This is a genomic window from Sulfurimonas crateris, assembly GCF_005217605.1.
In the GTDB taxonomy this organism is placed as follows: Bacteria; Campylobacterota; Campylobacteria; order Campylobacterales; family Sulfurimonadaceae; genus Sulfurimonas; species Sulfurimonas crateris.
The window spans coordinates 264,209-287,009 of sequence record NZ_SZPX01000001.1; the positions used below are offsets into that span (position 1 = coordinate 264,209).

General features: G+C 37.3%; 28 protein-coding genes and 2 tRNA genes. 23 read left to right on the forward strand and 7 right to left on the reverse strand.

The window, feature by feature from the left end:
- Positions 1-4 precede the first annotated feature (4 nt).
- The 4 genes from FCU45_RS01350 to FCU45_RS01360 all read left to right on the forward strand — a co-directional run bounded on the left by FCU45_RS01350 (position 5) and on the right by FCU45_RS01360 (position 1,655).
- Positions 5-81 (forward strand) — tRNA-Arg (locus FCU45_RS01350).
- 31 nt (positions 82-112) lie between these two features.
- Positions 113-197 (forward strand) — tRNA-Leu (locus FCU45_RS01355).
- A gap of 462 nt (positions 198-659) precedes the next feature.
- Positions 660-830 (forward strand): hypothetical protein, encoded by a 171-nt coding sequence (locus FCU45_RS11550; protein WP_170175810.1) that lies wholly within the window; start codon positions 660-662, stop codon positions 828-830.
- Positions 831-1,205: 375 nt separating this feature from the next.
- On the forward strand, positions 1,206-1,655 hold the full coding sequence (locus FCU45_RS01360) for a hypothetical protein (protein ID WP_137011513.1): 450 nt from the start codon (positions 1,206-1,208) through the stop codon (positions 1,653-1,655).
- Between the two features lie 81 nt (positions 1,656-1,736).
- Here FCU45_RS01360 and FCU45_RS01365 read toward each other — a convergent pair whose 3' ends face one another.
- The 4 genes from FCU45_RS01365 to FCU45_RS01380 all read right to left on the reverse strand — a co-directional run bounded on the left by FCU45_RS01365 (position 1,737) and on the right by FCU45_RS01380 (position 3,982).
- A complete protein-coding gene (locus FCU45_RS01365) occupies positions 1,737-1,946 on the reverse strand; it encodes an SHOCT domain-containing protein (protein ID WP_137011515.1) in 210 nt (69 codons plus the stop codon).
- A 299-nt stretch (positions 1,947-2,245) separates the two neighbouring features.
- Positions 2,246-3,430, reverse strand: coding sequence for a tyrosine-type recombinase/integrase (locus tag FCU45_RS01370; protein ID WP_137011517.1), 1,185 nt, complete (start codon positions 3,428-3,430; stop codon positions 2,246-2,248).
- 3 nt (positions 3,431-3,433) lie between these two features.
- A complete protein-coding gene (locus FCU45_RS01375) occupies positions 3,434-3,721 on the reverse strand; it encodes a type II toxin-antitoxin system RelE/ParE family toxin (protein ID WP_246032208.1) in 288 nt (95 codons plus the stop codon).
- A complete protein-coding gene (locus tag FCU45_RS01380) occupies positions 3,722-3,982 on the reverse strand; it encodes a hypothetical protein (RefSeq protein WP_137011519.1) in 261 nt (86 codons plus the stop codon).
- Positions 3,983-4,375: 393 nt separating this feature from the next.
- Between FCU45_RS01380 and FCU45_RS01385 the strand changes: the two genes are divergently transcribed.
- On the forward strand, positions 4,376-4,894 hold the full coding sequence (locus FCU45_RS01385) for a GNAT family N-acetyltransferase (RefSeq protein WP_137011521.1): 519 nt from the start codon (positions 4,376-4,378) through the stop codon (positions 4,892-4,894).
- A 69-nt stretch (positions 4,895-4,963) separates the two neighbouring features.
- Here the strand turns inward: FCU45_RS01385 and FCU45_RS01390 are convergent, their stop codons facing one another.
- The gene (locus FCU45_RS01390; RefSeq protein WP_137011523.1) at positions 4,964-5,632 is read right to left on the reverse strand and encodes an MqnA/MqnD/SBP family protein; all 669 of its coding nucleotides are present in this window, start codon (positions 5,630-5,632) and stop codon (positions 4,964-4,966) included.
- Positions 5,633-5,737: 105 nt separating this feature from the next.
- Here FCU45_RS01390 and FCU45_RS01395 point away from each other — a divergent pair, with 105 nt between their 5' ends.
- From FCU45_RS01395 to FCU45_RS11785, 17 genes are all read left to right on the forward strand, one after another.
- Positions 5,738-5,959 (forward strand): MoaD/ThiS family protein, encoded by a 222-nt coding sequence (locus FCU45_RS01395; RefSeq protein WP_137011525.1) that lies wholly within the window; start codon positions 5,738-5,740, stop codon positions 5,957-5,959.
- Positions 5,960-5,962: 3 nt separating this feature from the next.
- A complete protein-coding gene (locus FCU45_RS01400; RefSeq protein ID WP_137011527.1) occupies positions 5,963-6,400 on the forward strand; it encodes a molybdopterin synthase catalytic subunit in 438 nt (145 codons plus the stop codon).
- Positions 6,397-7,608, forward strand: a complete 1,212-nt coding sequence (locus FCU45_RS01405) for a molybdopterin molybdotransferase MoeA (protein WP_137011529.1) — start codon at positions 6,397-6,399, stop codon at positions 7,606-7,608. Before FCU45_RS01400 ends, FCU45_RS01405 begins: the two co-directional genes overlap by 4 nt.
- A 78-nt stretch (positions 7,609-7,686) precedes the next feature.
- The gene (locus FCU45_RS01410; RefSeq protein WP_137011531.1) at positions 7,687-8,151 is read left to right on the forward strand and encodes a DsrE family protein; all 465 of its coding nucleotides are present in this window, start codon (positions 7,687-7,689) and stop codon (positions 8,149-8,151) included.
- A gap of 19 nt (positions 8,152-8,170) precedes the next feature.
- The gene (locus FCU45_RS01415; protein WP_137011533.1) at positions 8,171-9,265 is read left to right on the forward strand and encodes a cache domain-containing protein; all 1,095 of its coding nucleotides are present in this window, start codon (positions 8,171-8,173) and stop codon (positions 9,263-9,265) included.
- Positions 9,262-9,915, forward strand: a complete 654-nt coding sequence (locus FCU45_RS01420) for a response regulator transcription factor (protein WP_137011535.1) — start codon at positions 9,262-9,264, stop codon at positions 9,913-9,915. Before FCU45_RS01415 ends, FCU45_RS01420 begins: the two co-directional genes overlap by 4 nt.
- Positions 9,905-11,089, forward strand: coding sequence for a sensor histidine kinase (locus FCU45_RS01425; RefSeq protein WP_137011536.1), 1,185 nt, complete (start codon positions 9,905-9,907; stop codon positions 11,087-11,089). Before FCU45_RS01420 ends, FCU45_RS01425 begins: the two co-directional genes overlap by 11 nt.
- A gap of 72 nt (positions 11,090-11,161) precedes the next feature.
- A complete protein-coding gene (soxX, locus tag FCU45_RS01430) occupies positions 11,162-11,686 on the forward strand; it encodes a sulfur oxidation c-type cytochrome SoxX (protein ID WP_137011538.1) in 525 nt (174 codons plus the stop codon).
- A gap of 17 nt (positions 11,687-11,703) precedes the next feature.
- Entirely contained in the window at positions 11,704-12,174 is a 471-nt protein-coding gene (gene soxY / locus FCU45_RS01435; protein ID WP_137011540.1) for a thiosulfate oxidation carrier protein SoxY, read from the forward strand.
- A gap of 118 nt (positions 12,175-12,292) precedes the next feature.
- Positions 12,293-12,628 (forward strand): thiosulfate oxidation carrier complex protein SoxZ, encoded by a 336-nt coding sequence (gene soxZ, locus FCU45_RS01440; RefSeq protein ID WP_137011542.1) that lies wholly within the window; start codon positions 12,293-12,295, stop codon positions 12,626-12,628.
- Between the two features lie 3 nt (positions 12,629-12,631).
- Positions 12,632-13,402: a sulfur oxidation c-type cytochrome SoxA gene (soxA, locus tag FCU45_RS01445; protein ID WP_137011543.1), complete on the forward strand. Its 771-nt coding sequence runs from the start codon at positions 12,632-12,634 to the stop codon at positions 13,400-13,402.
- Between the two features lie 9 nt (positions 13,403-13,411).
- Positions 13,412-15,175, forward strand: a complete 1,764-nt coding sequence (gene soxB, locus FCU45_RS01450; RefSeq protein WP_137011544.1) for a thiosulfohydrolase SoxB — start codon at positions 13,412-13,414, stop codon at positions 15,173-15,175.
- A gap of 42 nt (positions 15,176-15,217) precedes the next feature.
- On the forward strand, positions 15,218-16,702 hold the full coding sequence (locus FCU45_RS01455) for an OprD family outer membrane porin (protein ID WP_137012010.1): 1,485 nt from the start codon (positions 15,218-15,220) through the stop codon (positions 16,700-16,702).
- Between the two features lie 90 nt (positions 16,703-16,792).
- Positions 16,793-17,176 (forward strand): thioredoxin family protein, encoded by a 384-nt coding sequence (locus FCU45_RS01460; protein ID WP_137011546.1) that lies wholly within the window; start codon positions 16,793-16,795, stop codon positions 17,174-17,176.
- A gap of 88 nt (positions 17,177-17,264) precedes the next feature.
- Complete coding sequence (locus FCU45_RS01465) at positions 17,265-17,699, forward strand: DsrE family protein (protein ID WP_137011548.1); 435 nt, start codon at positions 17,265-17,267, stop codon at positions 17,697-17,699.
- A 23-nt stretch (positions 17,700-17,722) separates the two neighbouring features.
- Positions 17,723-18,625 carry a DUF302 domain-containing protein gene (locus tag FCU45_RS01470; protein WP_137011550.1) on the forward strand — a complete coding sequence of 301 codons (903 nt, stop codon included), beginning with the start codon at positions 17,723-17,725 and terminating at the stop codon, positions 18,623-18,625.
- Between the two features lie 57 nt (positions 18,626-18,682).
- Positions 18,683-20,674 carry a methyl-accepting chemotaxis protein gene (locus FCU45_RS11785; protein ID WP_137011552.1) on the forward strand — a complete coding sequence of 664 codons (1,992 nt, stop codon included), beginning with the start codon at positions 18,683-18,685 and terminating at the stop codon, positions 20,672-20,674.
- 4 nt (positions 20,675-20,678) lie between these two features.
- On the opposite strand, the gene FCU45_RS01480 is transcribed toward FCU45_RS11785, so the two are convergent.
- Both FCU45_RS01480 and FCU45_RS01485 read right to left on the reverse strand, forming a co-directional pair.
- Positions 20,679-21,227, reverse strand: a complete 549-nt coding sequence (locus FCU45_RS01480) for a ribonuclease HII (RefSeq protein ID WP_137011554.1) — start codon at positions 21,225-21,227, stop codon at positions 20,679-20,681.
- A gap of 40 nt (positions 21,228-21,267) precedes the next feature.
- Positions 21,268-22,332: an ATP-binding protein gene (locus FCU45_RS01485; protein WP_137011556.1), complete on the reverse strand. Its 1,065-nt coding sequence runs from the start codon at positions 22,330-22,332 to the stop codon at positions 21,268-21,270.
- Between the two features lie 155 nt (positions 22,333-22,487).
- On the opposite strand from FCU45_RS01485, the gene rpsJ reads away from it, so the two are divergent.
- Positions 22,488-22,799, forward strand: a complete 312-nt coding sequence (rpsJ, locus tag FCU45_RS01490) for a 30S ribosomal protein S10 (RefSeq protein ID WP_137011558.1) — start codon at positions 22,488-22,490, stop codon at positions 22,797-22,799.
- Positions 22,800-22,801: the final 2 nt, after the last annotated feature.

A 22,801-nucleotide genomic window follows, 5' to 3' on the forward strand; every position in this document is an offset into this window, starting at 1 on the left:
GTATGCGTCCTTAGCTCAGCTGGATAGAGCAATGCCCTTCTAAGGCATCGGTCACACGTTCGAATCGTGTAGGGCGTACCACCTTGTCTGAAGAGACGTAAAACACTTATATGCGGATGTGGTGAAATTGGTATACACGCCAGACTTAGGATCTGGTGCCGTAAGGTGTGGAGGTTCAAGTCCTCTCATCCGCACCACCCTTTAAAATAGGGCTTCACAAGACTTTTAACAGTCACTTTAAGAAAACTTCAAAATAAATTTTTTACTACAAGCATTAAACTTCTATAAATATAAATTTTACATATTAGTTCGTCATTTTAAGTATATTATTGATCATTTTGAGACAAATGAAACAAAATGAAAAATATTGACAATTAATGAAACCCCCCCCCAACACACTAGAATTATGACAATTTTCTTTATGGTCTTTTGTTTCTAATTTTAATATCATTACCCCGTTCAAATTATTCAATGGGGTACCAAGTGTTTTTCACTCCCAAAGTGAAGGAAGTCAGCTTTGGCTTCCCGTTGAGTAATTCAACCGGAACATTTGGTACCTGTTCCTCGCTCAAACATATTTTTAGTTCAAAAAAAAATTGATAGGCGTATTATCAAGCGTCTGGTAAAGTAGATACTCTGTTTGAGAGCTATCATAGTTAATGCAATCAAAGCAGTACCCAAGTATTGAAAAAAGAGTAGAAATTGATACAGTTGCGGCTGGTTCTCACAGGGAAACTAAAAGAGGAATCGACTACACGCAGATAGTGGCGCTGTGGATGATACTATGCTCTCATCACCTTCTCATACTAGACCTAAACCAAAAACTCTAACATATTTGGCATGGAACAGACTGTACAGCACAACCGACAGTTGATAGTATGCTCTTGCCGAGCGTGAAAAAGGCGAAGAGGCGGAACGACCGACCGATCGAAACGATGGAATTATAGCATTTTGTATTATGTTTGCAAAATATATAAAATCGAGAGCTGAGCGCGCTTTTAGGAATTATAGGCGGGCTCCTTGGCGGCGGTGCGGCCGCCTTAGTTCCTGGAGTAGACGCTGCGGTAGGCGTTACGTTCAGTTATCAGGCGGCTAAAATACTTTTAATGACTCTACCAATCGTTGGTATTTTGATAGTCGGGATTTTGAGATTTACTATCATATTGATAAAAATCTTTGCTTTTCATTTTTTGAGTCTTTTTATCATGCCAATTATGTTTATGCAAAAAAACGTCGAGGCGATGGCTAAGTTTACGGTTAAGATACTAGCTACCATGCTTGAGATACCTATTTTTGTGCTGGCGGTCTGGTTGGCAATCACAGCAAACTCTTTAATTCATACTACAGGTATGGTTTTTGGGAAAACAGTCATGGGCGGGATGCTTGAGACTTCTTTGTCTCAGAATGCTACAGGTGGGAATATGCAAGTTGCAGGCGTTAACCTTACGAATTTGTTTACAGAGATGAAAATTTATTTCATAGACGGCTTTTTTGAAGTTGCGATCGCGGTATTTAGTATCGTGATTATTTACAAAATAATCATAAGCCTTCATACGGAGCTATTTCAGGCGATCGATCTTGCTTCAACAAGTGCTATTGATAATTCTATCGATAGCATGAGGACCGAAGCAGGCGGATGGGGTGCTAGGATCTAATCCTACACTCCATCATTTTTTTTCTTTGCCTCATAGGTGGCTTTCGCCTTCTCTTCTCTAATCTTACACGAAACACAGCGACTAAACTGCCATTAGCTCACTCTTCTTAGCATTGTACTCATCTTGCGTAATTGCGCCCTTCTGCAAAAGACCAAACCAGTAATCAAGATCTTTTTTGCCGCCATCAGCCACGGTAATCCCGTTAGCCACAAACGCCTTATGCTCTTTTGCAACTCTCTCGTTGATCTCCATCTGCTCAAGCTCTTCCCTGACGTTCTTATAAATACTCAACCCATGCTTACGACGAAATTTTCTTATGCTTCTTTCCACAAGAATTATCAAAAATAGTTTTAAAAAGAAAAAAGGTAGTGGCTCTGCTGCTGCTAATTTATCTTTTCTATGATATAATTCTTTTGCGATTAACACTTGTTAGAATTAATGGAGTGGCAAGGCTAAGAGATTAATTACCTCTTAGCCTTTTTTTTTGCCCTCCTAAATTCTAACAAGGGAGATTTTATGAATAAGCTGTTAATCGCATTACTGCTTATGTGCTTTTTTGCACCTATGTTAAATTAACATAGTCAAGGGGTTTATCCCCTTGTCTCCCAAATATCACTAATATCTTCAAAATAAATCTTCAAAGCTTCATTAATGCTATCCAAACTAACTTTAGCATATCTGCTAGTTATACTATACGATTGATGTCCTAATACTTTTGCGATAATGTCTTCTGTCACTCCTTTATTTATAAGAGTATTGCCTAAAATATGTCTCGTGTCATGTATCCTCATTTTTTCAACACCGGCTCTTTTATATACTTTAATCCAGTGTGATCTAAATGTATCATCTGTTACATGTGGCGTCTTTACCCCCTCAAATAAAAAACCTCTTTTTTTTATGCCGTACTCTTTTAAAAAAGCGACTAAAGGAGCGGATAAAGGATACTCATGTCGCTTTCTATTTTTTGATTTTTCAGCAGTAATAATATATGTGTTTAGATTATCATTTAAATTTATTTCCGTCCACTCTAGGGTAAGAGCCTCGTTTAATCTTCTACCTACGAATAAAAAGAGCATAATGCCTCTATATCTTAAATCTTCATAGTTCCATATCTCATAAAATAATCTTTTTCGCTGCTCGTCCGATAGTTCAAAATTCATAATATTTTGAACTTTTGGTATGGCTACTTTGAGGGCTGCATTTTTCATTAATATATCTAACTCTTCAATCGCATAATTAAAAACAGGTCTTAGTATCTGCTTTATGCTTTGAGCCGTTCTAGGAGCTAACCCTTGTCTTAGCATATCGTTTACAATCATTTGAATATCTGCTACTGTAATTTTATCGATATTGATATGTCCGATATTCTCTCTAATCCATTTGTCATATGTTTTTGCTGTACTGTAGATATTCTCTTTTGAGAGAGTTCTTGATTTTAGATCCATATAAACCTTAAATATATCGTTTAATGTTTTAAAATCTTTTTTCTTTATAACTCCCGTCTCAAGCAGCTCATCTTTTAGCAGATTGCGTTTTGCGACTGCATTTTTAACAGCGTGTAAGCCTGTGATATTGTAGAAGTTGATAGTTTTTTTTATTTGCTTATTTCTAAAGTAGAATTTGAGGACTATATCTATATTTTCATAGTCAATTTTTTTGAGGTCGTTTTTATTAATCTCTTTTGCTTTAAAGGTGCTATTTTTATCTTTTAAATATATACCTTTGGTATCAAGGTTATCTAAATTGATTTTTATGAGTTGATCTTGGAGTGCCATTAATTATGATTTTATTAAAAAAGTTTCTTTGTATTTTAAAATGCCCAAAATAACTATTTTGTCTTCATAAATAAAATATGTGATTGTATAACCTTTAAATACTAGATCTCTTGCTTGCTCATTATCAAAATGAATAGATTTTCTATGCATATAAGGCATATCAATTATTTTAGATATTTGTTTATGTATTTCTCTTTTAAAGTCAATAGCACGCTGCAAACTATCCAATGCGATGTAATCCAACATATCATCAAGTTCTTTTTGAAATTCAGGATATTTTTCTATCTTCAACTAAACTGCTCTTTTTTGATGTCGCTCAATCAATCTTTTTTCAGTATCTACCCAAAACTCATCCGTAAGTTCTGTAAATGATTCAGGATTGCTTTTGTACTGCTCTAGTCTATTGGAGATAGATTTTCTATACTCATTAACTTCATTATCGGTATGATCTGTTATAATAATTTCAATATTCTTATTTTGAAACATCTCTTTTATAGAGTTTAAAAAATTAATATTGAGTTCACTGGAATTTAAACTATATGAAGCTTGCATATTAGATCCTTTTTATGAATATGTAAAATTATAGCACAAAAAGACTAGGGTACGGTTTGGGTACGGTTTTAGATATAAAACAGTATATTACTATATAATTAAAAAAAGAAGAAAACCCCGTAAATAGCGAATATATATAACTCTGTATAATTCTGTATATATACTAATAATCCGACTTAGGATCTGGTGCCGTAAGGTGTGGAGATTCAAGTCCTCTCATCCGCACCACCCTTTAAAATAGGGCTTCACAAGACTTTTAACAGTCACTTTAAGAAAACTTCAAAAACAACTTTTTACTACTTTTTAATATAATTCAAACTATATTAGAGAATTGCACTTATTTTTAGAATTGGCGTCTTTAAATATTATAACAGAGTAAAAAAAGGAATCGACTTGTCATACATATTCAAAATAGCTACTCTTGAAGATAAAGAAGAGCTGGAGGCGCTTATTAATAGCTGTTATAGAGGAGAGAGCTCTAGGGCTGGATGGACGACAGAGGCAGACATTTTGGATGGAGCTCGTGTTGATAGAGCAATGTTAGAGAATCTTTTAAAAAATCGAGATGTTTGCCTTCTAACTCTTTGTAAGGGTTATGAGATCGTTGCATCCATTTGCTTAACTAAAGAAGAGGAGAAGGTCAAACTTGGTCTTATTGTTGTGAAGGCATCTATGCAGGGTATGGGAATTGGCAAAAAGATTATAGAGTATGCGCAAGAGTATGCAAAGCGAGAGTGGAGTGTCATCTCTGCTGAAGTGGAGGTTATCTCTATTCGTAACGAGCTCAAAGAGTATTATAAAAGAAGAGGGTTTGTTGATACAAAAAAATATACAACTCTTCCAAACTCTTCCTTATGGACGAGCAAAGTAGGTGAGATAAAACTTCTGTTGATGCAAAAAGAGCTTTGTTAAAAGAGAGCATTGAGAGAAGTTTTCCAAGTCTAGCAGCAATTTTTGATCACTGAGCTGTTTAGGCAAAACTTATCTTTTGTTATTCACACTAACCTTTTTTGCCTCTTTGTAAAATTTATCAAGCCCTTTTTTTGCTTTTTTGTCTACATTGTATGAGATATGTTTTAGGTAGTTCAAAATATCGTCGTGAGCAACATCGGTTCTTTTAGAGGCTTCATTCAAAATATATCTTGGAATTTTCACTCTTCTTTTTAAAAAGTTCTTCTCAATTTTTTTATAGAGCGTCTTGTCTTTGTGATAGCAAAGAAGTGCAAAAACGAAAGGGAGATTATGTTTTTGATTCCATGTTTTTGCAAGATCGGTATGAGGCTTCTCTTGCAGGTAGTATCTTAGAGCTTTGTCGCCAATAAGAACTTCGCCTTGGACGTTTAAAATTTTTGCGAGCACGTTTGATGTCTCGGACTCTTTGTCTGTCACATCCTCTTTACTGGGGATCACCAAAACGCTAAGTACCTCGCCTCTTGCAATTATTCCGAGGTTTACGTGCTTTTGTCTTTTTGCCCGTATGCTTGAGATAAATGCCGCGTCAACCTTTTTTGAGATAAATTTTTTGTTCGTCTTGGCAGGAACATCTCTGTAGTAGTGCATGCTCATGCTCTGCTGGGAGCTCTTTGTAAAACGTTTCATAAAGACATGAAAAGGCAGAAGATTTAGATACTCAATTTTTCCAAAAATCAAAACTTGCTCCAAGATAGTATGGTCAAAATTATACAGCTATTAACTTATAAAAAAGATGAGTTAGATATAATCACAGCAATGAAAAATAGTTTTGGGAGTAGTATTTTGGTACGAGTAGAATTTTTGGGCCCAATACAAAAAGAGCCTCTGGAGTTAGAGATAACAAACCTAAACGAGTTGGCAAAGATACTGCAGAAGGATCATTCTATGAAAGAGTGGCTTGAGAATTCTGCAGTTGCCGTGAACGATACCCTTGTAAACAGCAGGGATGTAGAGCTTAAAGATGGTGACAGAGTCGTTCTTCTTCCGCCTGTTTGCGGAGGATGAGGCATGCTTTACCTTTATGATGGAGCTCTTGATGTTCCTAAGATATTAAAAGAGTGGTATGAGCAGGAAGCAAATAGTAACTACGGCGCCTATATCCCTTTTGTCGGAACGGTTAGAAGCGAAGATAACATAGAAGGGCTTAGTTTTGACATCTATGAGCCGATACTAAACTCTTGGTTCGAGGCGTGGCAGAAGAGGGCTGAGGCTAAGGGTGCGGTTATAAAAATGGCGCACTCAAGAGGTGACGTGATGCTTCACGAATCTTCATACATAGCGGCAGTTTTCTCTCCAAAAAGACGTGTGGCACTAGAGTTTATAGATGAGTTCGTAGAGGATTTCAAAGCATCTGCTCCCATCTGGAAATATGATCTAAAGGGCGGCAAAAGAGTCTATGCACTTGATCGTTCAACAGCAATTAAAGGGAGCGGAATTTTAAAATGAGTTTACTATCGTATGAAACAAGCCAAAATATGCTCGATTTACTACATGTTAATTCTGGGCGAACCGAGAATGTGGCACTTAGCGCATCACTTGGAAGAGTTTTGGCGCAAGATATCGTTGCAGAGTATAACGACCCACAGTTTCCTACCGCTTCAATGGATGGCTATGCGGTTATTCATAGTGATCTAGAGAGTAAAGAGATCACTATCTTAGGAGATAATCCCGCAGGAAGTGATGAGAAGAGAACCATAAATAGCGGAGAGTGTATAAAGACATTTACAGGTTCAAAGATGCCCCATGGAGCCGATACGCTCATCCAGATAGAGAATGTAAGCGTAAATAACGGCAAAATAACCGTAGACGAAACAGTCCCGCGAGGAAATGCGGTCCGTCCGGTGGGAGAGGGGTATAGAGCAGGAGACGTGCTTATCAAAAAAGGGACAAAGATCGGTTTTGCCGAGATAGGTGTGATGGCAGCACTCAACCGTGTAATGGTAAAAGTCGCAATTAGACCGCGTGTTGCTGTCATCTCAACTGGAAGCGAGATCTTGGATCTTGGCGTAAACAGCACAAATCCTTCGCAGATAAGAAGTTCGAACAACTATACGCTGGCGGCTCTTTTTGAACAAGCAGGAGCTGATGTCGTTCAGCTTGGAACCATCGGTGATGAGAGAGATATGATAATGGAGACTTTCCAAAATGCTCTATTGAGTGCGGATATTCTTGTCAGTACAGGCGGTGTGAGCGTAGGGGATTACGACTTTGTAAAAGATATAGTACCTCGCATAGGTGCCGAAGTGGTATACAAAGGCGTGGCAATAAAGCCGGGCAAACATATAATGGTTGCGCAAAGGGAAGATAAGTTTATCTTAGCGCTCCCTGGCTTTGCATACTCATCAACTGTCACTGCCATACTTTATGTTCTTCCTCTGATCTCAAAAATGCTCGGACGCAAAAGTGCGTATAAAACGGTAGCGGCAAAACTCGGCGAAAAATTTAGAAAAAGAAGCAGACTAACGGAGTTTACTGCATGTAATGTCGCCGTAGAAGATGGTGAGTATTTTGTAAACTTCAAAGATAAGAAGGTCGGAAGCTCGGCAATACTTACAAATATGCTAGACTCAAGTGCATTGATGATAACAGGCGAGGATGATGGAGATCTGGAGCAGGGTACGTATGTAAATGTCATCTTGTTAGATAATTTTTAAATTTGCGGTGCTGATTTTATTTTTATTTTACATTGATATGTTATTTTGTTTTGAGAAATTTTTTAAAATGAGGTTAAAATGAAAAAGTTATTGCTAGTACTTGTCCTTTTTTTAGGACTCTTAAAGGCTGATGGGGATGTTAAAAAAGCAGTTTTTGATTTAACAACATCTGATTTGAGAACATTTGAAAACAGAATGATAAAGGCAGTTGCGTTTAACAATTCACACTACCAAACTACTTTTAAAGAGTTGGATATCATTGTTATAGTTCATGGAGGCGCATATAAGTTTTTTGTAAAAGACATCTCAAAAACAAAATGCAAAGAGGATAAAAAACTTCAGGCAAAAGCAAAAGAGATACATGAGAGACTTGCATCGCTTGTAAAAACGTACAGCGTAAAATTTTTAATGTGCGGCGTTGGCATGAAAGCCAAAAATATAGAAAAAGAGAATGTTTTAGAGTTTGTAGAGGTCATACCAAGCGCTATGGTAGGTCTTATTGATGCTCAAAATGACGGATATGCTTTTATTCCAATAGATTAATGCCATACTAAAATATATTATGCTAAAAAAAACCCTCCCTATATTTTTGGTAATAATAGCCATAATAGTCTATATACTTTTCTCGTTCAGGCATGCGATAGATCAGCAAAACGTCAGTTACATATTAGATAAATTTGTCCTAGCGTTAGAATCTGAGATAAAAAGTGAGAAGATGGATGCGCTCAAGATGGCAATAGCACTCTCAAAAAACAGCGCTTTAGTTGATACTTTGGAAAATGAGGATGAGGATCTTGGATATAAGATTCTCTCGGAAATCACACAAGAGATAAAAAACTTCACTGATAAAGATATTAAAACTCAGATACTCACACATGACTACCATATCTTTGCAAGAAGCTGGGACGATATCTATACTGGTATGCCGCTTGAAGATTTTAGAAGCGACCTTCAATATTTTAGCTCTCACAATACTCCACGCACATCCATTGAGACAGGACGAATGTTAAGCATTAAGACTACAGTGCCTGTTTATAGAGACAAGACTCTTTTGGGTTTTGTTGAGATTATAAGTTTTTTTGACTCTATAACAAGCTTTTTTAAAAAAATAGGTGTTGATCTTTATGTATTGATGGATGATAAGTATTACGATATAGCCGTTTTTATGCAAAACAATGAGACTGTTGATAGGTATATCATGGCAAATAGAAACTATAATCATAACAACATAGACCTTCTTAGAAAAATCGATTTTAAAGAACTTAAAGTAAACAGAGCAATCACTCTTGATGATGATTATGTATTTTGCGAAAATATAAAAAACGGCAATTCCGAATCAATAGGACTATTTGTGTTTGTGTTAACAAAGAGGTATCTTGAGTATTTCAAAGAGGAGAATGATGAAACCTCATTTTTTATCAACTTTACAAAAAAGGCTCTTTATGATGTTGTAAGAGATGAGCAAAATGATGTTAGGGTTAAAGAGTTTGAGGATATAAAATCACTTATGACAATAAAAGACGAGATACCCGTGAATATGCAAAACGAATATATAAAACTTGGGTATGAGAAGTTAAACGAATATACGAAAGAGGAGCTTATAGAGCTTGTTTTAGAGCAAAAAATCATAAAAAAAGTGGATGGAAAAATAAAATGAAGATTTTGTTACTCGAAGATGAATTTTCACTCAGAATCAGTATAAAAGAGTTTTTGGAAGATATGGAGTACGAGGTGGATGATTATGCCGATGGAATGGATGCACATGATGCAATCTACTCAAAATCTTATGATTTACTCCTCTTGGATGTCAATGTTCCTTCAATGGACGGGTTTGAGCTTTTGCAAAGCATACGCAAAGATGGGATTAAAATCCCTGCCATTTTTTTAACATCCATGACCGATGTGCAAAACCTAAATGAGGGGTATAAAAAGGGATGCTGTGATTATATTCGCAAACCTTTTGATCTCTTAGAGTTGGAGCTTAGAATCAAGCAGGCGGTGAAGAGCTTTTATCTTCAAAACGATGAACTTATCGCACTTGGCGAGGATGTATTTTACGACATGTTAAAAGGCAAGCTAAGCCATGGGAGCGAAGAGATTATTCTTAGAAAGATTGAAAAAGATATTCTTGAAGTGCTTATTAAGAACAAAAACAGTGTTGTCTCCATGCAGATGTTTCAAGATGAGGTGTGGGGCGACTATGTAGAGCCATCAGCAATCCGAGTTCAGATAAACAACCTAAAACAAAAACTTCCAGACGCAATCATACAAAACAGAAGAGGTTTAGGATATATCATTGAGAGATAAAAGTTATGCGATAATTTACGCATACATATACACTGCCCTTGTCGCTGTAATACTGCTTGCACCGCTGTTTATCTATACTTCATACATGAAGAAAGTACATGATATAAAAAATGAGTTTGAACTTAAAAACAGGGCACTGTTAATCATTAAACTTATGCAAGAGCATAATTCGGATGAGGAGTATTTTGAGTACCCAAGATTTAAAACATTCAAATCAGGTCTTTATGATATCAGACAAAAAGAGATTTTCTCGCTTATAAAAGAGCCTATTAAATACTTTATAGAAGGTTATCAAGTAGAAGATAATAGAGCTTATTATGTTATGGCACTTCCTCAAGATAGATATTTTGGCGCAAAGTATCTTGTCGTGGAGAATGAGCTCTCTTATTATGAAGTTTATGAGAAAGCTTTGGTAATACTCCTCTCCATCGTAACGCTTATATTTTTACTGAGCATACTCTTTTTGGATAGATTCGCAAAACCATTCAAAGATGTAAACAAGAAGCTTGATGAGTTTATTAAAGACTCTATTCATGAGATAAATACACCCCTTGCTATCATTAATGTCAATATCGATCTCTTTAGCAGAAAACATGGGACAAACAAGTACATGCAGAGGATTAAAGCTTCTACAAAAGTGCTCTCAAACATCTACAATGACATGGAGTATCTTATCAAATATGACAAAATAGAGTATGAGAGAGAAAATATTGATGTAAAGAAGTTTTTAGATGAGCGCATAGAGTATTTTAGTGAAGTTGCATGCATGAAAAATATAACAATACAAAGTGAGCTTCAAGAGGGTGTAAAGATAAGTATGAACCCAAAACAGTTTCAAAGAGTAGTTGATAACAATATATCAAATGCTATAAAGTACTCATATGAACAAAATATTATAGAAGTAAATATGAATCTAAATGAAGAGGGCGAATGTCTGCTCTCATTTAAAGACTACGGCATAGGTATAGAAGATGTTGAAAAAATATTTCAAAGGTACTACAGAGAGAGCAGACAAGCTGGTGGTTTTGGAATAGGACTCAACATAGTCGGTTCTATCATCAAAAAAGAAAATATCACTGTAAGTGTAGACTCAGAGCTTAAAAAAGGAACGACATTTAACTACAAGTTCCCAAAAAACCTCGTTTTTATGAATAACTCATCCACATTTCAATAATAAAACTAAATTTTACATAAATTTTATACTTCACTGTTAAACTTGTCTTCGAAATTAAAAAAAGGAGCTTAAATGAAGAGGAGTTTGACTTTGTCGCTGCTTTTGGGAATAACAATTTTTGCTGCTGATTATAGCAGTGTGATTGAGGTTCCTGATGCATCGAAGATAATTCAAAAAGATTTATTACCACCTCTGGGTGTTAATAAAATGCCTAAAGAATGTGTGACGAATGATCTAAAAGCTATTGCTAGAGGTTCATACATGTTTCATAACCTTAACGGGGGAAATGCAAAAGGGAGTGCGCCTGAGGGTTTAAGTAAAAAGCTGCCTAATGGGAAAGATAAACAGTACGGAAACTGTGTTGCATGTCACAATATAGAAGGTGCGATAGGTGGTGGAAATATAGGACCTGACCTAACGAACTATACTGAAATATTCGTAAAAACAGGTGTTAGAGATACCGAGTATGTGTATCAGAAGATTGCAGATCCAAGGATTGACAATCCACATACAAATATGACCGTAAATCTAACAACAAAACTCTTTAATGAAAAAGAGATATGTGAGATAACTTCATATATTTTATCAACAAAATAGAAAAAAAGGATATAGAGATGCAAAGAAGAGATTTTTTAAGAGGATTAAGTGCAGCAGCAGCGAGTGCTATTGTTGTGTCACCTTCAGTGAGTTTTGCAGCAGATGAAAAACCACAAGGTTCAAATGCGCTTTCATATAAAGAGGCTTTAGCGGCTGTAACAGGTGGGAAAACTCCCGAGGTTTCTAAAAAAGTAGCATTAAAAGTACCGGAAATTGCAGAAAACGGTGCGGTTGTTCCCGTAACTGTTGAGGTTGATCATCCGATGAATGAAGATGATTATGTAAAATCAATACATATATTTGCTACAAAAAATGGTAACTCACGCTGTGTTGATGCACACTTGTCTCCAGCAAATGGAAAAGCAATGCTCTCTACACGTGTAAAACTTGGTGAAACACAAGAGGTAGCTGCACTTGTAGAGTTAAGCAACGGAACTTTTCTGATAGCTTCTCAAAGTGTTAAAGTAACTATCGGTGGATGTGGTTGATTATTTTTTAAATCTGTTAGATTGTATGAAAAATAACAAGAGGTTTTTTACCGCATTGTGCGGGTAAGACCAAAGTGCCATAGTGCTTAGCGTGAAAAATAAATAAAAAGGAAATAAAATGTCAAAGAGAAAAACATTAATCAAGGTAAAACCAAATAAGTTCAAAAACGGTGATATCGTAAAAGTTAGTTTTATGGTTATGCACCCGATGGAAACAGGGCTTAGAAAAGACAAGAAAACCGGTAAATATATACCTGCTGAATATATTAAAAATGTAAAATTTGAATATAACGGCAAAGTGTTTACAAATATGAATGTTTGGGAGACACTTTCTGTAAATCCTGTACTTACTACTTACATGAAGGTTGATGGTGAGGGAACTATAAAAGTTACATTTACCGACAATGAAGGCACTGTTGAAGAGAGCAGTCAAAAAATTAAACCAAAAGGATAAGCCATGAGAAAAATATTACAAATATTGCTTTGTGCTGCTCTAGCTGTATCTTTAAGTTTTGCAAGCGAGCAGTTTGCCATGAGCGATGCAGATCGTGCAATGTATGAAGAGCTTTTAGAGAACAATCCTGCGGATATGATGCTTGCTAATGGTTCGGAACTTTTAGATGCTATGGGCTCAGAGGCTGCTTTGGCTAAATATCTAGGGCTATCTGAAGATGCGTTGCCTGTTTATTTAGCAGGTTTCCCGAGATATATTGAGAAATTTAAAATGGTTGTAAGTATTGATCAGATGCTTCAGGCATTTATGCATGATAGCGGCAAAAAGCCGTATACACTTAAGAGTTCTGATATGTTTGACATGTCCTCTTATGTGAAGTCAATTGCGAATGAGCAGCCTATTAGTATTGATATTAATGCAAATGAGCAGATGAAAAAGACTTATGCTCTTGGCAAAGAAGTTTTTAATACAAGAAGGGGCGGGAGAGGACTTTCATGTCACAGCTGTCACAATCCAAGTGTTATAGGTGGCATTCTAAGAACACAGCCGCTACCGGATATCTCTGCAAAAGGTAATGCTTCAGCGGCAACATGGCCAGCGTATAGAATGACAAAGTCAAATCTTGCAACGTTGCAAAAGAGATTTCAGGGCTGTATGCAAAATGCACTTCTTGCGGTTATTCCTCTGGGTTCACCTGAGATGACGGCGCTTGAAGTATATTTTACTCATGAGGCAAAGGGTGCTACTATCGCTCTGCCCGGTTTGAAGAGATAGGGAGAGAAGATGGAGATTTCAAGAAGAGATTTTATGCATATATGTGCGATTTTTGGAATCGGCGCTGCAACTTCTGCAACTGCCGCACCAAGAATGGCGTCACAAATATCGCTTAAAGATATTTACGCTTTTAAAAATACGGGAAACTTTACGCTGCTTCACATGTGCGATTTACATGCACACTTAAAGCCGCTTTACTGGAGAGAGCCTTCCACGCTCATCTCTGCGCCAAATCTTACCGGAACACCCGGTTTTTTATGCGGCGAGTCGTTTGCAAAACACTACGGCTTAGAGCCAAGCTCACTAGATGCTTACTTTGATACCCATGTTGATTTTGAAACACTAGCTAAAAAGTTTGGGAAAATGGGTGGTGTGGCACATATCAAAACATTAGTAGACCATATAAGAAAAACAAGAGGAGCCGATAATGTTCTCTTTTTGGATTCAGGTGATACATGGCAAGGTACCGGTGTGGCACTAAAGACTAGGGGCGAAGCTATTGTCAAGGCACAAAACAATATAGGCGTAGATGTTATGGTCGGACACTGGGAGTTTACATACGGTAAAGAGCGCGTTAGAGAGCTTATTGAGATGCTTGATGGAAAGTTTATCTCTCAAAATGTTGTAGGAAACGACTCTTTCGCTGATGATTTTGAAGAGTTGATTTTTGAACCCTATACTATAGAAGAGAGAGGCGGCGCAAAGATAGGCATCATCGGGCAGTCGTTTCCTTTTACGTCGACTGCGAACCCTAAAGAGTTTACACAAGGGTGGAGTTTCGGTCTTCGCTTAGAGACACTTCAAGAGTATGTTAATGAGTTAAGAGATGAGCATAATGTTGATTGTGTCGTTGTACTCTCGCATGACGGCTTTAGCGTAGATCAGGAAGTGGCACGTAAAGTACATGGCATAGACTTTATTTTAAGCGGGCACACGCATGATCCATCTCCAAAGCCTATCGTCATTAACGGAACGGTTATAGCCATTGCGGGAAGTCATGGAAAATACATAGGACGTTTAGATATCGATGCGAAAGATGGCAAGGTAAATAACTATGAGTACAAGCTTATTCCTATTGCATCTAACATAATTCCGGCAGATACTGAATGTGAGAAGCTTGTTGATGAGCTTTATGCGCCATATGCTTCTGAGATGAATGAAGTGCTTGGGAGAACAAAAAATATTCTTTACAAAAGAGATACATTCTTCTCAACATTTGATCAGCTTATCAATGATGCTATCATAGATGAGATGAAGTGTGATATCTCCTTTACCCCTGGTTATAGATGGGGAACAACCGTTTTGGCGGGAGAAGAGATTTTAATGGATAATGTTTATGAAATGTGCGGTATAACCTATCCGAACGTCTACACTTTTGAGTTAAAAGGCGAGAGGATAGCAAAACTCTTAGAGGACATTGCCGATAACGTATTTAATGAAAATCCGCTCTATCAGCAAGGCGGAGATATGAGTCGGCTTGGTGGAGCGACGTATGATATTGCAGTGGGCAATTCTACGGGCAAGCGTATATCAAATCTTAAAATTGGCGGCAAGCCGATAGATTTGAAGAAAACTTACATTGTCTCTTCATGGGGTGGGAACTTGCAAAATGCAGGAGAAAATCTTCAAAAAGATAAGATCAGAGCGGTATATGATGTTACAAGAGATTATATCAAGCGTAAAAAAGTAGTAGATGTAAGTAATGAGGGTAACGTAAGAGTTGTTGATTATGCATGCGGATGTCCTCCAAAGGGTCAGACAAGCTGCAATTAGCCTGCAACTAAAACTTAAAATCATAAGGGATTTAACATGAAGATGATAAAGATAAGTGTAGCAGCTGCTGCAGTAGTTTCACTTTTGGTAAGTAGTGCTTTTGCAGATGATACAGAGCCAAAAAGAGTTTTAAAAAATAACATGATGGAAGTGTATAAAACGCTTCCAAGCAGTGTTGATAATCTTAGTGATGCTTTTACAGAAGGTACCTTTTATGGACGCCTGCGTATGAACGCGTTTAACTGGGATTGGAAAAATGACCAAGTAAATGATGACAATAAAGCATTCGGTATCGGCGGGAGTATGATTTACAAAACGGCTCCGCTTCATGGCGTAAGCGCAACAGCAGGTCTTTACTACGCAAATAACCCATTCTCTTCTCTTCGTGAAGATGATGCAGATGTGGGTGACGTAAAAGCGGGTAAAGATACATTTAGCCGTTACAATGTAAAAACAAGCGGTGACTGGTCGATGGCAGTTTTGGCACAGGCATATCTTCAATATGATCTTTCTAAAACATCATTTAAAGTAGGTCGTCAGATATTTGAGTCATTTTTAACTAAATCAAATGATACAAAAATGATTCCAAATACTTTTGAAGGTTACACCGTTACAATAAACGAGATTCCAAAAACAAGAATCCGCGGAGCCTATTTTAACTCTCAAAAACTAAGAGACCATACTACTTTCCATGATGTTTTAACTTTTAAAGACTCTTCAGGTGAGAGCTGGAACAACAATGACGATGCTGCGGTTCATAAAGGACTCAATTATACAAACCTCAGTGCACATGGTAAGGAGGAGAACGAACTTGTAGTTGTAGATTTGAAAAACAAGTCAATCGACAATCTTGTAGTAGATGTAACATACGGCTCAGTTCCGGGTCTTCTCTCTTCACTCACGGGAGAATTTAACTACAAAATCAAATTGGGTGACAAACTCTCTTTAACTCCGGGTGTTCGCCATATGCAACAGTTTGATAATGGTGCAGGTGAAATCGGTGGAGCAAGTTTAGACGGTAGCCTCGCAGGTTTGACAGGAGCTAAAAGTGGATATAAAGATGCATCTACTCTTGACACATCGCTTACCATGGCACGTTTAGTTTTGACAGATGGGATCTTTAAAGCGCAAGTCGGTTATTCGGCTGTTGCTGATGAGGCGGATATAGTCGCACCATGGAGAGGTTTTCCTACAGGCGGATATACTCGTGCTATGGCGCAGTACAACTGGAGAGCAGATACAAAAACGACTTCTGCAGAGGTTTACTACGATTTTGGCAAGGCAAAAATTTTAGACGGATTTAGCGCACTTGCACGTTACGCGATTCAAGATTTTGATGAAGATAAGCAAGCAGGCGGCGTTCAAGCAGATAGCAATATCCTGCATATAGACTTTCGTCAACAGTTTACACCGACGTTTGACGCAAAGATTCGTATGGCATTTGTTGATGCAGATGAGAGAGTAGCTGATGGTATTGACAAAGACTCTTATAACGAATACCGTTTTGAGTTAAATTACCTCTTCTAAAATAAAAAAAAGAGTTGTTTTGAGCCGCTTATTTTTCTCTCCTATTTTTATAAGCGCCAAAACAACCATGATTGAGTAGGCGGATATTTTATGAATAAAATTATCTTCTCTTTGCTGCTCTGCTTTGTCTCTCTTTTTGGAGTGGACTGGCAGGGTTACGAAGAGGCAAAAAAAACACAGCAAAAAAGTTCAAAAATCATCATGATATACATTGAGAGAACAGATTGCCGATACTGTGTTAATATGCATAGAGATGTTTTTGATGACAAAGAGATGTCACAATGGATTGAGGAGCGTTTTATCCCTGTAAAATTAAATTTGGACATGGATGATATACCCTTAGGTATAAGCGTTTCAATGACTCCCTCTTTCTATTTTGTTGACAAAAATCAAAAGATTATCAAAATGATACCAGGATCTTGGAATATCGATGATTTTAAATCATTGATAAAAAATATTAAGGAGTCAAGATGACTCCTTCTTGCCGGAAGGCAAGTCTTTAGTGACTGAATATAATCTGGACTTTGTTCAGATTATATGAGATTTATTTGTAGGAGCCCTAATGGCAAAATTTATTGTAATGTTTTTGCTTATAGCTAATGTTTTGTATGCAGAGACTGTTTTTGCTGAGCCCAAACCAAATATTTTAGAGCCTAGAAAGATAGTTTTTTCTATTAAAAGTGCGGATGATGAAGAGATAAACCATGTGCTGAGTGCTGCGAATAATGTGCTTAAATTTTATGGTCCTGAAAACGTAAAAATGCGTATTGTCGCTTATTACCACGGTATTAAATCTCTTCTTAAGAGTGAGGTAAAGACTTCAAAGCGTATCAGTGCGCTTATGCAGCTTGATGTGGAGTTTGTCGCATGCGGCAATACAATGCGGACAAAAAATATAAAAGAAGAAGCACTGGTTGATGATGTAGAGATTGTAACGGCTGGAATCGTTGAGATGACAGAGCGTATAAAAGAGGGCTGGATATACATAGCTCCCTAAGTAAAGAAAATAAAGGATAATAGATGAAGAAAATATATGTTTTTATAATGAGTGTTTTAATGGTAACGGCACTCAGTGCAAATGGTGATTTGCACCTTTTTGAAGTTGAAAATAAAGATGGTGCAATAACACCGCAAAAAATTGAGCAAGGCTTTGTTGAAAACGGGTTTGGCATAGCAGTAAACAGTGATATGATAAAACCGTTTACGATTCAGTTCAAAGAGACGAAATTCAAGATATTTACGCTTATGACTATCTACCATGAGAAGATATCTTTTGATCTTGTAAAAAAGTATCCTGCTGCAGGAATCTTTACTCCACTAGGCGTCGGAATATATCAAGACAAAGAAGAGGATACTTTACATGTAAGTGTCCTAACATCGGATTCGCTGAAAAAAATAATGGGATTTGATGATGAGCTCATAAAAAAACTTGAGGGTGAAGTTCTCTCAACGCTTAAAAAGATTTTGCCAAATGCAAAACATAAACTTAGTCCAAATGCGCTGCAAGAGGATAGAGAGCTTATAACAAAGTATGAGCTGGAGACTGATGAGGATGTGGTGACTGCTAAAGAGAATCTTTTCTTAACTCTTGATAATGGGCTGAGTCTTTATGGTTTTGTTGTAGCAGGCAAGTTGGATCTAAATGAACATATGGATAATTCACCGTATGATTTTTATGAAGGCTACTCCATCTGCAAACTGCCGGTTATTTATACTGTTGCATTAACAAACCCAGAAGCTGCAGCTTTTGCACCATGTACATTGGCAATATATAAGAAAAAAGATGAAGATAAAATTGTTTTAGAGTTCCCTTCTGTGTATAACTGGATAAGCAGTGCGCTCATCAGCAATAACGAGGGCGTAGATGTGCTTCTTAAGGCGCAAGAGCAGTTTGAAGCCATACTTGAAGAGACGGTGGAGTAGCTTTTTTTTAAGAAAAAAAATAATATCATAGCACGAAATAAGAAGAAGGGGTGGGAAATGACAGTTGGAAAAAAAATAACGATTCTTATCGTCGCGCTATCTTTGATTCTTCTTTTGGGCGGTTTTTTTGTTTTAAACTACTTTAAATCGCAGATTGTGGATGAAACTTATGTAACAATACAAAAGAGCCTTGCTTCAAAGATAGAAGATAGAATGGGGGCAAAGTTTGATGTTGGCGTTACAAATGCACTTGCTATCGCAAATGACTTAAATGTGGCAGATGCACTTATAAAAAACGACAGGCAAAGTGCGATTGTCTCGGTAAATGCCATTGCTCAGAAATATAAAAATGAGACTAATTTTAAAAATATCAAAATTCACATTCATGATAGAGATATAAAATCATTTCTTCGTGCCTGGAAACCAGAGAAATATGGAGATGATCTTAAGAGTTTTCGTCATACTATCAGTAAAGTAAAAGCGGATAAAAAGGCGCTCTATGCGATAGAAGTAGGGCAAGCTGGGCTTACCATCAGAGGCGTTGCGCCTGTACTAAAAGATGGCGAATACGTGGGTTCACTGGAGTTTATGCAGGGATTTGAATCAGTTGTAAAACAGTTTCACAAAGAGAGTCAAAATCTTTTGGTGTTGATGGATAAAAAACTGGTGCATCTTGCAAAATTGGCAAATACGAGTAAGAGTGTTGCTGATTATATTTTAAGCCAAAAAACCGTAGATGAACAATTCTTTGAAGGCGCAAAAAAGATAGATATGCAAGCGTTTTTAAGAAAAGGGTATGCGTTAGATGAGAACTATTTTTATACATTTAACAAAATAGAGGATTTCCAAGGCAATTCGATAGGACTCTACCTTTTGGGTGCCAACAGAAGCAATGTGGATGCAACCATTAATCAAGCAAGCAGTATGATCAATACCGCGCTGGCTCTTATAGTCCTTTTGATAGTCGTTCTTAATGTCGCTATTTTAACGGCAATTAAAAAAGTGATCCTCTCTCCTCTTGAGCAGTTTGAAAAGGGACTTTTAGAATTTTTCAAATATCTCAACAAAGAGAGTTCTCATGCGAAACCTATTGATATCACAGGTGACGATGAGATTGCAAAAATGGCAAAAGTTGTCGATGAAAATATTCTTAAAACCCAGCAGAATATTGAGAGTGATAAGATAATGATCAATGGAGTTAAGCGAGTTGTCGTCGCCATAGACAAAGGGGAGCTGAACCAAAATGTTGCGTGCAATACAAATAATGAAGCGCTTGAAGAGCTAAAGGCAAACATAAACAGAATGCTTCTCTCACTTCAGCAAAATATTTGTAGAGATTTAAATGAGCTTGTTGCTACTATGAGCATGTATGAGAAATCCGATTTTACCGCAAGATTACTAGGTGATAGTGGAAAAGTGGCACAAGCGCTCAATAGCGTTGGCGATACCATTACGCATATGCTGCGTGAATCAAGCGCAAATGCAAACGAACTCTCTGAGAAGTCATTGGTGCTTAAAGATAAAATGCAGTTTTTAAACAGTGAATCTGAAAAACAGGCAAAAAGACTTCAAGAGTTAACAAATGTGATGGAGACAACAAACGGTGCCATTATTGTGGTCTCAGAGAAGACAAAGCAGGTTGCAGCGCAATCTTCTGATATTAAGCACGTTGTAAGCGTCATATCCGATATCGCAGATCAGACTAATCTCCTTGCTCTTAATGCTGCCATAGAAGCGGCGCGCGCAGGTGAGCATGGAAGAGGTTTTGCCGTTGTTGCCGACGAGGTGAGAAAACTTGCTGAAAACACTCAAAAAAGTCTTCATGAGATCAATGTCAGCATAGAGACGCTCTCTCAATCAGTTCTTGAGATTGGTGAAGATATGCAAGCAAGAGTGAGTGATATTAATGATGCAACTGATGCAATTGTCGAGATAGATAAGACCACCTCAAGCAATGCGCGTTATGTAAATGAGATAGAGGCGATTGCTATAGAACTTGATGAGATGTCGCAAAAAACACTCAAAGAGGTCAACTCTAAAAAGTTTTAAGTCTTTAGTCAAAAAGCGTTTTTTCAAGCGCTTTTAGTCTGTAGCTTCTTCTGTGAATCTCGCAGTAGCCATATTTTTTTATCAGCTCTACGTGCCTTGCGGTTCCATACCCTTTATGTTTTTCAAACTCATATTGCGGGTATTTTTTTGCATCTTGAATTATATTTCTGTCATGCGTCACTTTTGCCAGAATTGAAGCGGCACTAACTTCGGGCACTTTTCCATCCGCTTTTACCATGGTTTGAAGTCCGCCTACACCAAAAGTGGAGTTTCCGTCAAAAAGATACTCGCTGCATTTAATACTATTCATAATTTCTAAAAGAGCTCTTTTCATGCATACTGAGATGCCGTGATCGTCAATCTCTTTGGCAGAAAATAGAACTATATGATAGAGTGAGTTTTGGGTTATGGTCTCATAAAGAGACTCTCTCTTTTTCTCACTCAGTTTTTTTGAGTCGTGCAGCCCCTCTATCGGTGATTTTAGGACACACCCCGCAACAACCAGATCTCCCGCGATAGGACCGCGACCCGCCTCATCTATTCCGCACAACATATAACCTTCCTTATTCATACTTTTTTCAAACCACTGCAACCTAATCACCCAATGCCCATATATCAAACGGAACCATCTCTATCCGAGAGAATGGGTGATTGACACTTCCCTCTTTGCTCATTGTAACGGCGGTTATCTTTTTAACTTGATATCTTATAATAAATGACTCAATAGCCTCTATTTTTTTAAAAAGAGCTCTCTCATCCGTAAACGGTGTCGCCAAGATGACCTCACCTTCGCTTGGAATATAAAAATCTATACCGTCATCGTAGAAGCACTCTCTTTGTGATTTTAGTAACTCTAAATATATCATATTTTCAAAAAGTCTGCCGAAATGTTTGTCTATTGTGAGCGCAGACTTTAAAGAGATGTCACAGAGGTATATTTTTCTGATCGCTTTTGGATGATCCACTTTTTGCATCTGGTGAATGTAGCCTTTTTGACTTAGCTTATCAAACGAGTCGTATAGTTTGTCTTTTGAGATCTTTTGTGTCTGCTTAAGCCTCTCATATACCGAGTAGGGAGAGATCTTCTGTGTCATCATCTTTGCACAGAAGATGAGAATCTCTAGCTCTTTTTCATCTAGGCTGCTCTTTAGCGCCTTTTGTAAGTAGTAGATTTTCTCGTCAGAGTTTACTTTATGCATAAAAGGAAAACCGCCAAGCTGGAAAAAATGGTTCAGCGCGGTTGAGTCGTACTTATGTTCATACGCCAAAAACTCCTCATAATCAAGCGGATAGACTCTTATGCTCTTTAGGTACTCTATATCATGGTGCACTTCACTGCAGATTATGAGTTGAGGAACATTTACTATCTTTATATCTTGCGAATAGTTGTCAAGAACAAGTGTGTTTATTGCATTATCGGTGCAAAAACTTTGAAGGCTCTTGTTCAACTCCTCTTTATCTATACGCAGATCTCTGCAGTCTATATATAGATAGCTGTTTTTTTTAAGACCCAAAAGGTAGTTTTTTATAAGCTTTGTCTTTCCGCTCTGCGTTATTCCGCTTATCTGATAACTGGAATTGTCCAAAAATAGCTTTCGAAAGTGAAATTTATCAACAATAAGGTCGGTTTTATACAGCTCTTCTAGTAAAATTTCCATGTTGCAATTTTACCACTTCCTTATTAAAAGGAAATAAATTTATACAAATTTCAATTTTTGCCCCCTATTTCCTTGAATTATAGAGATAGTTTGGATACAATTCCGCTCCCTTAAATAGTTAGGCAAGACCTGACGAGTTCTTTAGAAGGAAAAACATGGAAAAAATTCGTTTAAAATTGAAAGCTTATGATCATCGTGTACTTGATAGATCTGTAGCGTCAATCGTAGAGGCTGTTAAGCGTACAGGCGCGGTAATTCGTGGTCCGATACCTTTACCAACAAAGATTCGTAAATACACTGTATTGAAATCTCCACACGTCAATAAAAGCTCACGTGAGCAGTTCGAAATTCGTACTCACGCTAGAGTTATTGATATTGTATCCGCAACGCCGGAAACTGTAGATTCATTAATGAAACTAGATCTTGCACCGGAAGTGGACGTTGAAGTTCGCTCTATGGATAAGTAGGA